The 14988-nt window shown below is 42.0% G+C and carries 16 protein-coding genes; all 16 read left to right on the top strand.

Features of this window, described 5'->3' with window-relative positions; all coding sequences use genetic code 11:
• Window positions 1–15: 15 nt before the first annotated feature.
• On the top strand, window positions 16–1209 hold the full coding sequence (spoIIIAE, locus tag MHI58_RS11910) for a stage III sporulation protein AE (RefSeq protein ID WP_017357967.1): 1194 nt from the start codon (window positions 16–18) through the stop codon (window positions 1207–1209).
• Window positions 1210–1223: 14 nt separating this feature from the next.
• Window positions 1224–1856, top strand: a complete 633-nt coding sequence (spoIIIAF, locus tag MHI58_RS11905; RefSeq protein ID WP_024718859.1) for a stage III sporulation protein AF — start codon at window positions 1224–1226, stop codon at window positions 1854–1856.
• A complete protein-coding gene (spoIIIAG, locus tag MHI58_RS11900) occupies window positions 1849–2520 on the top strand; it encodes a stage III sporulation protein AG (protein WP_008342214.1) in 672 nt (223 codons plus the stop codon). Before spoIIIAF ends, spoIIIAG begins: the two co-directional genes overlap by 8 nt.
• Window positions 2520–3152: a SpoIIIAH-like family protein gene (locus tag MHI58_RS11895; RefSeq protein ID WP_024718861.1), complete on the top strand. Its 633-nt coding sequence runs from the start codon at window positions 2520–2522 to the stop codon at window positions 3150–3152. The genes spoIIIAG and MHI58_RS11895 overlap by 1 nt, the downstream gene beginning before the upstream one ends.
• A gap of 194 nt (window positions 3153–3346) precedes the next feature.
• The gene (gene accB / locus MHI58_RS11890; RefSeq protein ID WP_041506969.1) at window positions 3347–3829 is read left to right on the top strand and encodes an acetyl-CoA carboxylase biotin carboxyl carrier protein; all 483 of its coding nucleotides are present in this window, start codon (window positions 3347–3349) and stop codon (window positions 3827–3829) included.
• Window positions 3830–3840: 11 nt separating this feature from the next.
• Complete coding sequence (accC, locus tag MHI58_RS11885; protein WP_008342217.1) at window positions 3841–5190, top strand: acetyl-CoA carboxylase biotin carboxylase subunit; 1350 nt, start codon at window positions 3841–3843, stop codon at window positions 5188–5190.
• A gap of 25 nt (window positions 5191–5215) precedes the next feature.
• On the top strand, window positions 5216–5623 hold the full coding sequence (locus MHI58_RS11880; protein WP_017357965.1) for an Asp23/Gls24 family envelope stress response protein: 408 nt from the start codon (window positions 5216–5218) through the stop codon (window positions 5621–5623).
• A gap of 209 nt (window positions 5624–5832) precedes the next feature.
• Complete coding sequence (gene nusB, locus MHI58_RS11875; protein WP_012010530.1) at window positions 5833–6228, top strand: transcription antitermination factor NusB; 396 nt, start codon at window positions 5833–5835, stop codon at window positions 6226–6228.
• Window positions 6229–6239: 11 nt separating this feature from the next.
• The gene (gene folD / locus MHI58_RS11870) at window positions 6240–7091 is read left to right on the top strand and encodes a bifunctional methylenetetrahydrofolate dehydrogenase/methenyltetrahydrofolate cyclohydrolase FolD (protein ID WP_007501171.1); all 852 of its coding nucleotides are present in this window, start codon (window positions 6240–6242) and stop codon (window positions 7089–7091) included.
• A 70-nt stretch (window positions 7092–7161) separates the two neighbouring features.
• Complete coding sequence (xseA, locus tag MHI58_RS11865) at window positions 7162–8520, top strand: exodeoxyribonuclease VII large subunit (protein WP_024718864.1); 1359 nt, start codon at window positions 7162–7164, stop codon at window positions 8518–8520.
• Window positions 8504–8764, top strand: coding sequence for an exodeoxyribonuclease VII small subunit (locus MHI58_RS11860; protein WP_003215880.1), 261 nt, complete (start codon window positions 8504–8506; stop codon window positions 8762–8764). The genes xseA and MHI58_RS11860 overlap by 17 nt, the downstream gene beginning before the upstream one ends.
• Window positions 8754–9644, top strand: a complete 891-nt coding sequence (locus MHI58_RS11855; protein WP_035702802.1) for a polyprenyl synthetase family protein — start codon at window positions 8754–8756, stop codon at window positions 9642–9644. Before MHI58_RS11860 ends, MHI58_RS11855 begins: the two co-directional genes overlap by 11 nt.
• 151 nt (window positions 9645–9795) lie before the next feature.
• Window positions 9796–11697 (top strand): 1-deoxy-D-xylulose-5-phosphate synthase, encoded by a 1902-nt coding sequence (gene dxs, locus MHI58_RS11850; protein ID WP_007501165.1) that lies wholly within the window; start codon window positions 9796–9798, stop codon window positions 11695–11697.
• Window positions 11694–12548, top strand: a complete 855-nt coding sequence (locus MHI58_RS11845; protein ID WP_041506970.1) for a TlyA family RNA methyltransferase — start codon at window positions 11694–11696, stop codon at window positions 12546–12548. Before dxs ends, MHI58_RS11845 begins: the two co-directional genes overlap by 4 nt.
• Window positions 12549–12709: 161 nt before the next feature.
• Entirely contained in the window at window positions 12710–13159 is a 450-nt protein-coding gene (gene argR / locus MHI58_RS11840; RefSeq protein WP_007501163.1) for a transcriptional regulator ArgR, read from the top strand.
• Between the two features lie 34 nt (window positions 13160–13193).
• Window positions 13194–14927 (top strand): DNA repair protein RecN, encoded by a 1734-nt coding sequence (gene recN / locus MHI58_RS11835; protein ID WP_035390783.1) that lies wholly within the window; start codon window positions 13194–13196, stop codon window positions 14925–14927.
• Window positions 14928–14988 lie beyond the last annotated feature (61 nt).

Here is a 14988-nt window from a genome sequence, read left to right as displayed (position 1 = left end):
AAAGAGGTGATGATGATGAAACGGGTGACAGCTGTGCTGGGGTTTATGATGTTCTTTTGGATGATCGTTCCGTATGCAGGTGCAGAAGAAAGTGTGCCTTTATCAAGTGAAGAACCGGTCGCAGAAGAAGTTGCGGGTGGACAGGCTGATGCCTTAGAGCTTCATTCTATCAGTGACTTTTGGGAAACGATATTGGACGAGTATGGTGGCTTTCTGCCTGAAAGCCAAAAAGGTACTGTGAAGGAAATGATCGATGGCGATAAAGAGCTGTCTCCCCAAACGTGGCTGAAGGCTTTTGTTCATTATCTGTTTCATGAGCTGATTGCCAATGGAAAGCTCTTAGGCACACTTATATTACTCACCATCTTTTGTTCGCTTTTGCAGCTTTTGCAAAATGCGTTTGAACAAAGCACTGTTAGTAAAGTTGCATACGCTCTTGTTTATATGGTGCTTATCATTATTGCATTAAACAGTTTTCATGTTGCGATCTCTTATGCAACAGAAGCCATTCAAACGATGACTAGTTTTATTCTTGCTCTTATTCCTCTTTTATTAGCACTTATTGCCTCATCAGGCGGGCTTGTCTCAGCCGGATTCTTTCATCCTGTGATTTTGTTTTTAATGAACACGAGCGGTGTTTTTATTCAATATGTCGTTCTTCCGCTCATCTTTTTATCAGCGATCTTGAGCATAGTCAGTACATTGACCGAACAATACAAAGTGACCCAGCTTGCCCAGCTGTTAAGAAATGTGGCCATTGGCGGGCTGGCAGTTTTTTTAACTGTATTCCTCGGCGTCATTTCTGTACAGGGGGCATCTGCTGCTATCACTGATGGAATCGCTCTTCGTACAGCCAAGTTTATTACCGGAAATTTCATCCCTGTCCTTGGCAGAATGTTTACTGATGCGACAGATACCGTTATCAGCGCCTCTGTGCTGCTGAAAAATACGGTTGGCCTTGTAGGCGTCGCCATTTTGATTTCAATTGCGGCTTTCCCAGCGATTAAAGTGCTGTCGCTCGCTCTGATTTATAAACTGGCCGCTGCGATTCTTCAGCCTTTAGGGGGCGGGCCAATTATTAGCTGCCTTGATGTCATTTCAAAAAGTGTTCTTTATATATTTGCTGCATTAGCTGTTGTATCGCTTATGTTCTTTTTAAGCATTACCGTTATCATCACAGCTGGCAACCTCACCATGATGATGAAGTAAGGAGGGGAGACCATTTGAGTTTTCTCACAGAATGGATCACAAGTATTATCCTATTTATTTTATTTGCGATTGTGATTGATCTTTTGCTTCCCAATTCAAGCATGCAGAAGTATGCAAAAATGGTCGTGAGCTTATTGTTAATTGTCGTGATGCTCAATCCGATCTTTGCGTTATTCCGGGCAGATCCGGACCAAATTTTCTCAGAAATCATGAAAGGGAAGGACCAAGCGCAATCAGAAGAAATAAAAAATCAGATGAATTTAGAAAAAAAAGAAATACAAGCTTCACAGCGTGCATATATTTTAAAGCAAATGGCTGTCCAACTAGAAAAAAGCGCAAAGGAGCCACTGGAGAAGGAGAGCTATGAAATGAAACACGTAGAAGTGTTGGCAGATGAGGAGCACCTTGATCAGAATATGGAGGCAGATCAATTTCGCATCAAAGCAGTCCTTGTCCCGCTCACAGGTGATGCTGTAGAAACGGTGGCAAAGGTCGACATTGATCTCTCCAGGCAAAAGGAGGAAAGCGCCGAGACGTCAGCAAAAGAGATGGCGAGGGTGAAAGAGACGCTTGCAGATGTTTGGAATACACGGCCTGAACACATTGCGCTCAACATTGAGGGAGGTGACGCAGCAGATCATGAATAACAAGGACTGGAGACAAAAACTGAAATCAATGTTCCAAGCACCTGAAAAAGGTGAAGGGAAACCAAAATTAACGAAGCACCATTACTTACTACTTGTCTTCATCATCGGCGTGTCATTCATGTTAGTCAGTCAAATTCTGTCACCGCCATCAAGTAAACAAGAGGCTGCTGTTCCTGCGTCTAAAAAAACATCCTCAGAAGAGCAGGCGGTGTTCAAACCATCCTCTTCAGGTAAGTCAAACAACTCGATAGAGGATGTTGAACAAGAATACGAAAATCAGCTAAAAGAGATTTTAGAAACGATCATTGGTGTTGAGGATGTATCCATCGTGGTAAATGTAGACGCAACTTCTTTAAAAGTGTTTGAAAAAAACAAATCCAATAAAAGCACTACGACCGAGGAAACAGACAAAGAAGGCGGCGTGCGAAGTGTCACGGATCAAACAAAAGAAGAAGAGGTTGTCATTATTAAAAATGGCAATGAAGAAACACCTGTTGTTGTCCAAACGAAAAAGCCAGACATTCGAGGTGTCCTCGTTGTTGCTCAAGGAGTAGACAACGTTCAAATAAAGAAAACCATCATTGAAGCGGTTACACGAGTGCTTGATGTACCGAGCCATAGAGTGGCTGTTGCCCCTAAAAAAATCAAGGAGGATTCGGAATGATGTTAAAAAAACAAACGGTTTGGCTATTAACGATGCTAAGTTTAGTTGTCGTATTAAGTGTGTACTATATCATGTCCCCACAAGGTGAGAATGCTGTGACAGTAGAAGATACAAAATCAAAAGGAATGGAAGAGAAAAAGGCTGAGCCAGAAAAAGGGACTGATAAAGGAACCGAAAAGAACGCAGAAGAGAAATCAACTGACAAAGAAACCAATGCGAAACAAGAAGATGTTGAAACAAGTGGAGAAGAAGGAAAGGCTGTTTCAGAGCAGACCGACGATGAACTTTTCACAACCTACAGACTTGAACTTGAAGATAAGCGCAGCAAGCAGCGTGAAGAGTATAACGAAATCGTGTCTAGCGATGATGCAACAGCGCAAGAAAAAAGTGAAGCTTATGATCAAATGACAGCGCTTAGTGAGGCCGAAGGAACAGAGCGTCAGCTGGAGACATTAATCAAAACAAAAGGGTATAAAGATGCGCTCGTCAGTGCAGAAGGAGATAAAGTGAACATCACGGTTCGTTCTGATAAAAAATCAAAGTCCCAAGCAGCAGATATTATTGATTTGGTCACAAAAGAAATGAGAGGGCTTGATAACGTAGCCGTCACTTTTGAGCCATCGAATCAATAAAAAATGCACAAGCGCCCTTTTCTGAAAAGGGCGTTTTTTCATGCGGGTTGACGCCCTTTTTCAGGTGCTTGCGCGAGGTGTCTCATCACATTAATAGTTGAATTCAACGAAATCCTCCTGTAAGATGGTTATAGTATGTACTTTTAGTACTAGCCTATAAAAAAAGATAAATCCATACATAGGGGTGCAAATCCATGTTAAAAATTGAAGAGATTCATGAACTAATTAAATTAATTGACGAATCAACAATTGATGAATTTACGTACGAAAATGAAGGTGCAAAAATCAAGTTAAAGAAAAATAAAGAAGTCGTTCAGCAAGTTGCGGCACAAGCACCAGTGGCTCCTGTCCAAGCAGCTCCAGCTCAACAAGCTCCTAAAGCACAAGCTCCAGCTCAGACCGAAGCCCCTGCACAAGAGGAAACTGCGTCTGAAAACCTGCATAAAATCACATCCCCAATGGTTGGCACATTTTACGCTTCTTCTTCACCAGAAGCAGATCCATATGTGACAACAGGTTCTAAAGTGAAGGAAAACTCAGTTGTATGTATCGTTGAAGCGATGAAACTGTTTAATGAAATCGAAGCAGAAGTAAAAGGCGAAATCGTCGAAGTATTAGCTGAAAACGGTCAGCTTGTAGAATTCGGACAACCCCTCTTTCTAGTGAAAGCAGAGTAAGGAGTACGATCATGATTAAAAAGCTATTAATTGCAAACAGAGGAGAAATCGCAGTTAGAATCATCCGTGCTTGTAAAGAGCTTGGAATTGAAACAGTTGCGGTATTTTCTGAAGCAGATCGTGATGCGCTGCATGTTCAAATGGCTGATGAAGCATATTGCATCGGACCGACTGCTTCAAAAGATAGTTATTTAAATGTGACAAATATTGTCAGTGTGGCAAAGCTAACAGGTACAGATGCCATCCATCCAGGATATGGTTTCCTTGCTGAAAATGCAGACTTTGCAGAGCTTTGCGAGGAATGTAATGTCATCTTTGTTGGACCAACTGCGTCAGCGATTTCCAAAATGGGAACGAAAGATGTGGCAAGAGAAACAATGAAGCAAGCTGGTGTTCCAATTGTCCCTGGTTCTCAAGGAATCGTAAAAGATCTTGATGATGCTGTTTCAACAGCAGCTGGTATTGGGTATCCTGTCATTATTAAAGCAACTGCAGGCGGCGGTGGTAAAGGTATCCGTGTGGCTCGCACAGAAGAAGAGCTCATTAACGGTGTCACCATCACGCAGCAGGAAGCAGCACAAAACTTCGGGAACCCAGGTGTCTATTTGGAGAAATTCATTGAAGACTTTAGACACGTTGAAATTCAAGTCCTTGCTGATCAGCATGGGAATACCATTCACTTAGGTGAACGTGATTGTTCTATCCAAAGAAGAATGCAAAAGCTTCTGGAAGAAACGCCATCACCTGCACTAAATGCAGATATTCGTGAGCAAATGGGTGAAGCTGCCGTAAAAGCAGCCGAAGCTGTTGAATACACAGGTGCTGGAACGGTTGAATTCATTTACGATTATAATGAAGAGAAGTTTTACTTCATGGAAATGAATACACGTATCCAAGTAGAGCATCCTGTAACGGAAATGGTCACTGGTGTTGATTTGATCAAAGAACAGATCAAAGTAGCTTCAGGTGAAAAGCTTTCCCTTACGCAAGAGGATGTCGTATACGAAGGCTGGGCGATTGAATGTCGTATTAATGCAGAGAACCCTGAGAAAAATTTCATGCCTTCTGCTGGTGAAATTAAAATGTACCTCCCGCCAGGCGGTTTAGGAGTACGTATTGATTCTGCCGCTTATCCTGGTTATGTGATTCCGCCATATTACGATAGTATGATTGCGAAAGTGATCACATATGGTAAAACGAGAGAAGAAGCAATTGCAAGAATGAAACGTGCGCTGCAAGAGTTCGTCATTGAAGGAGTCTACACAACGATTCCATTCCACCTCAGATTACTAGAGCACGAAACATTTGTGAGCGGTAATTTTAATACGAAGTTTTTAGAAACGTATCAAATTATGAAATAATAACAGCTTTCGGAGGTGAATGATCGTGTCAGAAAACAATTTGCTTGAAATGAACCTTGATGAAGATCAATTGGGAAAAGTGCAAATTGCGCCAGAAGTGATTGAAGTCATTGCTGGGATCGCTGCATCAGAGGTCGAAGGAATTGCGGAAATGCGCGGCAACTTCGCTGCTGATGTGGCAGAACGCTTTGGGAAGAAAAATCACCGTAAAGGTGTGAAAGTAGATGTCTCTGATGAAGGCATCACAATTGATGTGTATTGTGTGGTTGAATTTGGCCTATCCATTCCAAAGGTATCCACTGCTGTTCAAGAAAATATCCGTCAAACCCTTTTAAACATGACGGCCTTAACGATTAATGAAATCAACATTCATGTCGTTGGCATTCAATTTGATACAAAAACAGCTGAAGCTGAAGTTGATCAAGAAATGTAAAAAGGGTTGAAGTGAAACCAAGGAGGCATTGCCTCTTTGGTTTTTTAAAGCCCATTTTTGGGAAAATTCCACATGATGATTACGTCACGCATGGAGTGATTCGTTTTTCGTCACAGCTCGCATGGATCTTGGTGCGACTACGGTCAAAATATGTTATGATCTCTGTATGGCTTAACGACAAGCGGATAAAGTGGTTAAAGGAGTAAATAATGAAAAGAAGAACTGCAAGAGAAAAGGCGCTACAAACATTATTTCAAATTGATGTCAGCAATATTGATCCGAAAGAGGCCATTACACATGCGCTGGATGAACAAGAATCAGATCCTTTTTTCGAGGAACTGGTTTTCGGTGTGCTCGAACAAAAGGACAAGCTCGATGACATGATTTCACAGCATCTTGTGAATTGGAAACTTGATCGTATTGCGAACGTAGACAGAGCCATTTTAAGGCTGTCTGTGTACGAAATGGTATATCAAGAAGATATCCCGGTGAGTGTTTCAATGAATGAAGCCATTGAACTGGCTAAATTGTTCGGTGACGATAAGGCGCCGAAATTTGTAAATGGTGTACTTTCAAACATTAAAAACGACCTAAAGCAGCAATAGGAGGATTCGACATGACAGCAACAATCATCGATGGGAAAGAAACAGCAAAAGAAAAGCGTGAACAATTAGCAAAAGAAGTAGAAGAGCTAAAACAAAAAGGAGTCACACCTGGTCTTGCCGTTATTCTAATCGGTGATGATCCGGCTTCACTTTCTTACGTACGCGGGAAGAAAAAAGCAGCAGAAGCCATGGGCATGCATTTCCAGCTTGATCATTTAGATGCTTCTTTAACAGAAGAGGAATTGCTAAAGATGATTGATCAGTACAATGCGAATGATCAATTCCACGGAATTCTTGTTCAGCTTCCACTGCCAAAACATATTTCTGAAAAAGCCGTCATTGAACGAATTTCACCAGAGAAAGACGTAGATGGTTTTCATCCGCTGAATATCGGGAAAATGCTACTTGGGGAAGACACATTCCTCCCTTGCACACCAGCAGGTATTGTTGAATTATTGAACAAAACAGGTGTGGATCTCTCTGGCAAAGAAGTGGTCGTTGTAGGACGAAGCAATATCGTCGGCAAACCGGTTGGACAATTGCTATTAAACGAAAATGCAACCGTCACCTACTGTCATTCAAGAACGGCGAACATTTCAGAACATACGTTAAAAGCGGACATTTTAGTTGTTGCCGTCGGTCGAGCAAACTTTATTAAAGCTGACCAAATTAAAGAAGGCGCTATTGTCATTGATGTAGGAGTCAATCGTCTAGAAACAGGGAAACTTGTAGGGGACGTTGACTTTGAAGCAGCAAAAGAAAAAGCTTCTTACATCACACCAGTCCCTGGCGGAGTGGGCCCAATGACAATTACGATGCTTGCACACAATACGGTTAAATCAGCAAAACGTACATTATCATAAGCTTGATCCATTCATCCACCTGCGTGCTGCCGGTGGATGAATGTGCGTTTTTGAAGAGGAGGAATACGTCATGAGTGAAAAAGCCTTTGTGACGGTCACAGCCCTTACAAAATACATAAAAAGAAAATTTGATGTTGACCCTCATTTAGAAGATATTTGGATCAAAGGTGAGTTATCAAATGTGAAGATTCATTCAAGAGGTCATGTTTATTTCACCTTAAAGGACGAAAATGCACGTATGCAAGCTGTCATGTTCCAGCGCTCCGCGTCCAAGCTGCCTTTTTCACCAAAGAGCGGAATGAAAGTGTTCGTACGTGGCGGCATTCAAGTCTACGAACCGAGCGGAAGCTATCAATTATATGCAAAAGAAATGCAGCCTGATGGTGTTGGTGCTCTTCATCTTGCCTATGAAGAGCTGAAGAAGAAACTAGCAAGTGAAGGCTTATTTGATGAGCGCTATAAAAAAACAATTCCTGAATATCCAGAGGTTGTTGGTGTCATTACATCCCCAACAGGAGCAGCTGTTCGAGATGTCATTACCACGATCAATCGGCGCTATCAGCAGGCCAAGATCATTGTGCTTCCGGCATTAGTCCAAGGAGAAAATGCTCCGCGTTCGATTGTGGAACGGATTAAAGAAGCCAATGAAAAACAGCTTTGTGATGTCTTGATTGTCGGGAGAGGCGGAGGATCAATTGAAGAACTTTGGGCCTTTAATGAAGAAGCAGTCGCAAGAGCGATCTTCGCATCAGACATTCCAATCATTTCTGCAGTTGGGCACGAAACAGACTTTACCATTAGTGATTTCACTGCAGACATGAGAGCACCCACACCAACAGGAGCAGCAGAACTAGCTGTTCCAAGCACCGCTGATTTAATTGAACGAATCAAATCAATCGACATTCGGTTAACAAGAGCAGTAAAAAATCGAACGTCACAAGCAAAAGACCGTCTTGTGGCACTTCAATCCTCTTATGCTTTCCGATTTCCAAAACGATTACAAGAGCAAAAAGAGCAACAATTCGATATGGTATTTGATCGTTTTCAAAAACAGCTGACAAGACAAATGGAACAAAAACGCAGTCAACTTGACCGCCAAACATATAGACTGAAGCCGCTTCATCCAAAAGAGCAGCTGCTTCAGGCGAAAAAACGCCACGCCAATGAAACAGAACAGCTCGTTCGGAGCATGAATGTGCAAATGAAAACAATTCATTCGCAGTTCCAATCGGTTCTTGGTAAACTAAATGCATTAAATCCGCTTCAAGTCATGGAAAGAGGCTATAGTTTAGCTTATAAAGAAGATGAGCTCATTAAAAGTGTGAATCAAGTAGAAACGAAGGATCAACTGACGATTACAATGAAGGATGGACGTCTGATTTGTGAGGTTATTGAGAAGGAGGGCAATCATCATGACAGAATCAAATAAACAAAAAGAAGAACAAATGACATTTGAAGAGGCCATGAAAGGACTTGAAGAGATTGTGGGAAAGCTCGAAGAAGGCGATGTACCGCTAGAACAAGCTATCCACTATTTCCAAGAGGGTATGACGCTCTCAAAACTTTGCCATGAAAAATTACAGCATGTTGAAAAGCAAATGGATTTCATTTTAAAAGAGGACGGTGAACTGGCTCCTTTTTCTGTGAAGGAGGCAGATGCTGGTGACAAGTAACTTAAACGAATTTTTAACAACACGAAAACAAGCAATTGAAGACTATTTATTTACATATGTGCAGGAATTGTCTATTCCAGAAGAGCTGAAATCTTCTATGCTTTATTCTCTGAAAGCTGGCGGAAAAAGACTGCGTCCTGTGCTTGTTCTTGCTCTTTTAAATGCGTATGGGAAAAAGGAAGAAGACGGTATACCAGTAGGTTGTGCAGTGGAAATGATTCATACGTATTCGTTGATACATGATGATCTCCCTTGTATGGACGATGATGATCTGCGCCGAGGAAAGCCGACCAACCATAAAGTATACGGCGAGGCAACGGCCGTTCTTGCAGGTGATGCGCTGCTCACTGAAAGCTTCCGTTTGATTACATCGCAATTATCTGACGATGTACCTGCTGATCAAAAGCTTCGAATCATCGATGAACTTGTTACATCAGCAGGTGCACTCGGAATGGTTGGCGGGCAATTTGATGATATGGAAGCAGAACAGAAACAAATCCCTCTTTCTGAATTAGAATCGATTCATGCCCGCAAAACAGGAAAGCTACTGACCTTTAGTGTGGTTGCTGGTGCGATACTGGCAGGTGCATCTGATGATGAGATCGAAAAGCTGAGAGAATTCAGCTATCATATTGGCATTGCTTTTCAAATCCGTGATGATATTTTAGATCTTGAAGGCAGCGAAGAGAAAATAGGAAAGCGGATCGGCTCCGATACAGCAAATGAAAAGTCGACATATCCTTCTTTATTAACGCTTTCAGGAGCAAAAGAAAAGCTGGATGAACATATCACTCGTGCGAAAGAAATTGTCTCAAATCTTGAGTTGGAGCAAAACTTGCTGCATGATTTATGCGATCTGATTGCCTCACGAGATCACTAAAAACAGCCTAGATTTGAGGGTCCTCGAGCAATTGTGGTAAACTGTAAACAGTTTATCATGATGAGACAACTCTTATTCCTGAATTGGTTTTCATAGGAATAAGGCATTATATATGTAGATAGAAATTTTGTTGAAAGCGAGTTGATCCTGATTGGATCTTTTATCAATAAAAAATCCAACGTTTCTAAAAGGAATGTCAAATGCAGAATTAGAGGAGCTGAGTGCGGACATTCGCACGTTTTTAATTGAGTCGTTAGCGAACTCTGGTGGGCACATTGGTCCAAACCTTGGTGTCGTTGAACTTACTGTTGCACTTCACAAAGTATTTGACAGCCCGAAAGACAAATTTCTTTGGGATGTTGGACATCAGTCTTACGTTCACAAGCTGTTAACTGGAAGAGGCGCCGAGTTTGATACGCTTCGTCAATATAAAGGGCTCTGCGGTTTCCCTAAACGAAATGAAAGTGAACATGATGTTTGGGAGACTGGACACAGTTCAACCTCATTATCTGGTGCAATGGGAATGGCAGCAGCGCGTGACATTAAAGGAACAGATGAATACATTCTCCCGATTATCGGCGATGGTGCACTAACCGGCGGTATGGCGTTAGAAGCACTGAACCATATCGGGGATGAAAAAAAAGACATGATTGTGATCTTAAACGACAATGAAATGAGTATTGCGCCAAATGTTGGTGCGATCCATACAATGCTTGGCAGACTACGTACAGCTGGTAAATACCAATGGGTAAAGGATGAGCTTGAATACTTATTCAAGCGTATCCCAGCAGTAGGCGGGAAGCTTGCTGCAACAGCAGAACGTATCAAGGACAGTCTGAAATATTTGCTTGTCTCTGGTATGTTCTTTGAGGAAATGGGCTTTACTTACTTAGGACCAGTAGATGGACATTCCTATGAAGATTTGTTTGAGAATCTTGAATACGCAAAGAAAACAAAAGGCCCGGTTCTCCTTCATGTCATCACGAAAAAAGGAAAAGGCTATAAGCCGGCCGAATCTGATAAGATCGGCACATGGCACGGAACAGGCCCATACAAAATCGACACAGGTGACTTTGTAAAACCGACAGCAGCTGCACCGTCATGGAGTGGTCTCGTCAGTGAAACCGTCAGAAAGCTTGCACGGGAAGATGAGCGGATTGTCGCGATTACACCTGCAATGCCCGTTGGCTCAAAGCTTGAAGGATTTGCAAAAGAATTCCCTGAGCGAATGTTTGATGTTGGAATTGCAGAGCAGCACGCTGCAACAATGGCAGCTGGACTTGCTACACAGGACATGAAGCCATTTTTAGCGATTTATTCAACGTTCCTTCAAAGAGCCTATGACCAAGTGCTGCATGATATTTGCCGTCAAAATCTCAATGTGTTCATTGGAATTGACCGTGCAGGTCTTGTCGGTGCAGATGGAGAAACACATCAAGGTGTGTTTGACATTGCTTTCATGCGTCATATGCCGAATATGGTTCTCATGATGCCAAAGGATGAAAATGAGGGACAGCATATGGTCAACACAGCCATTCAATATGATGATGGTCCAATCGCCATGCGCTTCCCGCGTGGAAATGGACTAGGCGTCAAAATGGATGAACAGCTGAAAACCATCCCAATTGGTTCTTGGGAAGTTCTTCGTCCCGGGAAAGATGCTGTCATTTTAACATTCGGTACAACCATTAAAATGGCGCTGCAGGCAGCAGAAGAACTGCAAAAAGAAGGAAAATCAATCCGTGTTGTCAATGCACGTTTCATTAAGCCTCTTGATGAAGGCATGTTAAATGAGATACTGTCTGAAGGTTTGCCAATTTTAACAATAGAAGAAGCGGTGCTTCAGGGTGGATTTGGCAGCAGCGTATTAGAATATATTCACGACAAAAAAGCGTCTCATATAAAAGTAGAACGTATGGGCATTCCAGATGAATTTATTGAGCATGGAAGTGTCGATGCGCTACTTGAGGAAATTGGACTGACGAAAACACAGGTTGCTGAAACGTTACGTGACCTGCTTCCCGCAGCACCAAGAAAAGGAATTGGATCATGACATCAAAGAAAGAACGACTTGACGTTTTATTAGTCGAACAAGGACTAATGGAAACGAGAGAGAAAGCAAAACGCGCCATTATGGCAGGGATCGTTTACTCAAATGAAAACCGTTTGGATAAGCCAGGAGAAAAAATCGCTCGTGATACCCCGCTGACTGTGAAGGGGAATCCGCTGAAATATGTCAGCCGAGGTGGGCTAAAGCTCGAAAAGGCACTTCAGGAATTTGATTTAACCGTTGAAGGAAAGCTTTTAATTGATATCGGCTCATCAACAGGGGGATTTACAGATTGCGCACTCCAAAATGGAGCAGTCAAATCCTATGCTGTGGATGTTGGTTACAATCAGCTTGCGTGGAAATTACGACAGGATGATCGGGTGATTGTCATGGAACGCACCAACTTCCGCCATTCTGTTCCGGCAGATTTCACCGAAGGATTACCAGAGGTTGCATCTATTGATGTATCATTTATCTCGCTCAAACTCATTCTTCCCGCACTAAAGCATATTCTTATCCCAGGCGGCGACTGTATTGCGCTAGTGAAGCCGCAGTTTGAAGCGGGCAGAGAGCTTGTTGGAAAAAAAGGCATTGTGCGAGAACCTTCTGTACATCTTGGTGTGCTAGAAGAAATGAATCAATTTGCTGCAAAAGAAGGCTATGATGTAAAGGATGTTTCGTTTTCACCGATTACAGGAGGAGATGGAAATATCGAATTTCTCCTCCACTTGGTCCTGCATCCCGATCAAGAAGAGAATACGGCACTTCCAGTATTTGAACTTGAAAAAGTCGTCAAAGAAGCCCATGCCGTATTGAAAGAAAAGAAAAACAGTCCTGAGCCGGCTGACACATGAATTATTGAAACAAAAGGAATAATAGCTCGCTATTATTCCTTTTTACATGGTCAAAAGATCAGAATTGACCGTTTCTCACGTAATGCTTGTTTTTTGAAGTGTGCATCATATAACATAGAACGTAAAGACAAACTGAGATTCTAACGCCTAGGGGGGTCAAAATGAACAAAGGTCAAAGACATATTAAGATTAGAGAAATTATCGCAAGCCAAGAAATCGAAACACAAGACGAATTAGTCGATATTTTGAAAGCGGATGGATATAACATCACACAGGCGACCGTATCAAGAGATATCAAAGAACTGCATTTAGTCAAAGTGCCAACAAATAATGGAACATATAAATACAGCCTTCCTGCAGATCAGCGGTTTAACCCGCTATCGAAATTAAAGCGTTCCTTAATGGACGCATTTATTAAAATGGATGCTGCCAGTCATTTAATCGTTCTAAAAACAATGCCTGGGAACGCTCAAGCCATCGGTGCTTTAATGGATAATTTAGATTGGGAAGAAATTATGGGAACCATTTGTGGGGATGATACCATCTTAATCATTTGCCGCACGCCAGACGATACGGATACCGTTTCGTCCAAAATTTTAGAGCTTCTATAAAGAGATCAGGTTTACAAAAAGAGGTGTCAAATGAGTGTTAGCAGAACTAACCATTAAAAACTTTGCAATCATTGAGGAGTTAACGGTTTCGTTTGAAAAAGGACTCACAGTTCTAACAGGGGAAACAGGTGCCGGAAAATCAATCATGATTGACGCTGTCTCACTTCTCGTAGGGGGAAGAGGATCATCCGAATTTGTCCGTTATGGCGAAAAAAAAGCAGAGCTGGAAGGTCTTTTTCTTGTACCAGCAGATCATCCTGTATTTGCCCTTTGTGAGGAACAAGGAATTGATGCATCTGATGAAATGATGATTCTTCGCCGTGATATCAATCAAAGCGGGAAAAGCATTTGCCGCATTAATGGGAAGCTTGTCACCATCTCGCTTTTAAGAGAAGTTGGCCGGCTTTTGCTTGATATACATGGACAGCACGATAATCAGCTGTTAATGGAGGATGAAAATCATTTACATTTGCTTGATCAATTTGGAGCAGAAGAAATTGCACCTGCTCTCTCACAGTATCAAGAAGCGTATGATCAATATATGAAGACGGCGCAAAAACTCAAACAGCTGTCTGAAAATGAACAAGAAATGGTTCACCGGTTAGACTTATTGCAATTTCAGCTGGAAGAGATTGAAGCGGCACAATTAGAGCCTGGGGAAGATGAGAAGCTTCAAGAGGAACGTCATCAAATCAGCAATTTTGAAAAAATCTTTTCCTCGCTTCAAAACGCGTATAATGCTCTGCGTAATGAGCAGGGAGGACTTGATTGGGTTGGGATGGCTTCAAGCGAGCTTGAGCAAGTTTCTGAGATCAATGACGATCTGAAAAAGCTCTCTGAGCAAGTGTCAAACTCCTATTATTTATTAGAAGATTCTACTTTTCAAATGCGCAGCATGCTTGATCAATTAGAATTTGACCCAGCCCGTCTTGATTTTATTGAGTCTAGGCTAAATGAGATGAAGCAGCTGAAGCGAAAGTACGGCACAACCGTTGAGGAAATTTTAGAATATGCGGCTAAGATTGAAGAGGAGATAGACCAAATCCAAAATCGAGACAGCCATTTGCAGACACTTAAAAACAAACTTGATGCGATAAGCCGGGATGCATTGCTTGAAGCGCTTAACGTGTCAGAGCTCCGTAAAAAATGGGCGAAAAAACTGGCGAAGCACATTCAAGCTGAATTGAAGGATTTATATATGGAGAAGTCTTCTTTTGATACCGCTTTTTCGATTCGATATGCACCTTTTGGCAGTACGGACTGCCCGCTTTTAGATGGAAAACCCGTACAGCTCGGGAAAAATGGCATAGATCAAGCGCAATTTGTCATTTCTACAAATCCGGGTGAACCGATGAAATCTTTGTCAAAAGTAGCATCTGGAGGAGAAATTTCACGTGTCATGCTGGCAGTGAAAAGTATTTTCTCAGCGAAACAAGAAGTGACGTCCATTATATTTGATGAAGTGGATACGGGTGTTAGCGGCAGAGTCGCACAAGCCATTGCTGAAAAAATTTATAAAGTAGCAGCAGGCTCACAAGTACTCTGTATTACCCATCTGCCGCAAGTCGCAGCAATGGCTGATACACATCTTTTTATTTCTAAACGCGCTAAAGCTGGTAGAACAATGACGAACGTCAAACCACTCAGTGATGATGAAAAAGTGAGTGAAATTGGCCGAATGATTGCTGGTGTAGAAGTCACTGAGCTCACAAAACAGCATGCAAAAGAATTACTGCACCAAGCAAATGATGTCAAAACGACAGGGTAGCTGAAACAACAGCTGCCTTTTTTATATTGTCTCATATTCGCCGTATATACGCATGAATTCA

The sequence above is a fragment of the Bacillus sp. FSL K6-2869 genome, from assembly GCF_040869405.1.
Taxonomy (GTDB): domain Bacteria; phylum Bacillota; class Bacilli; order Bacillales; family Bacillaceae; genus Bacillus; species Bacillus altitudinis.
This window is presented reverse-complemented; position numbering and strand designations above follow the sequence as displayed.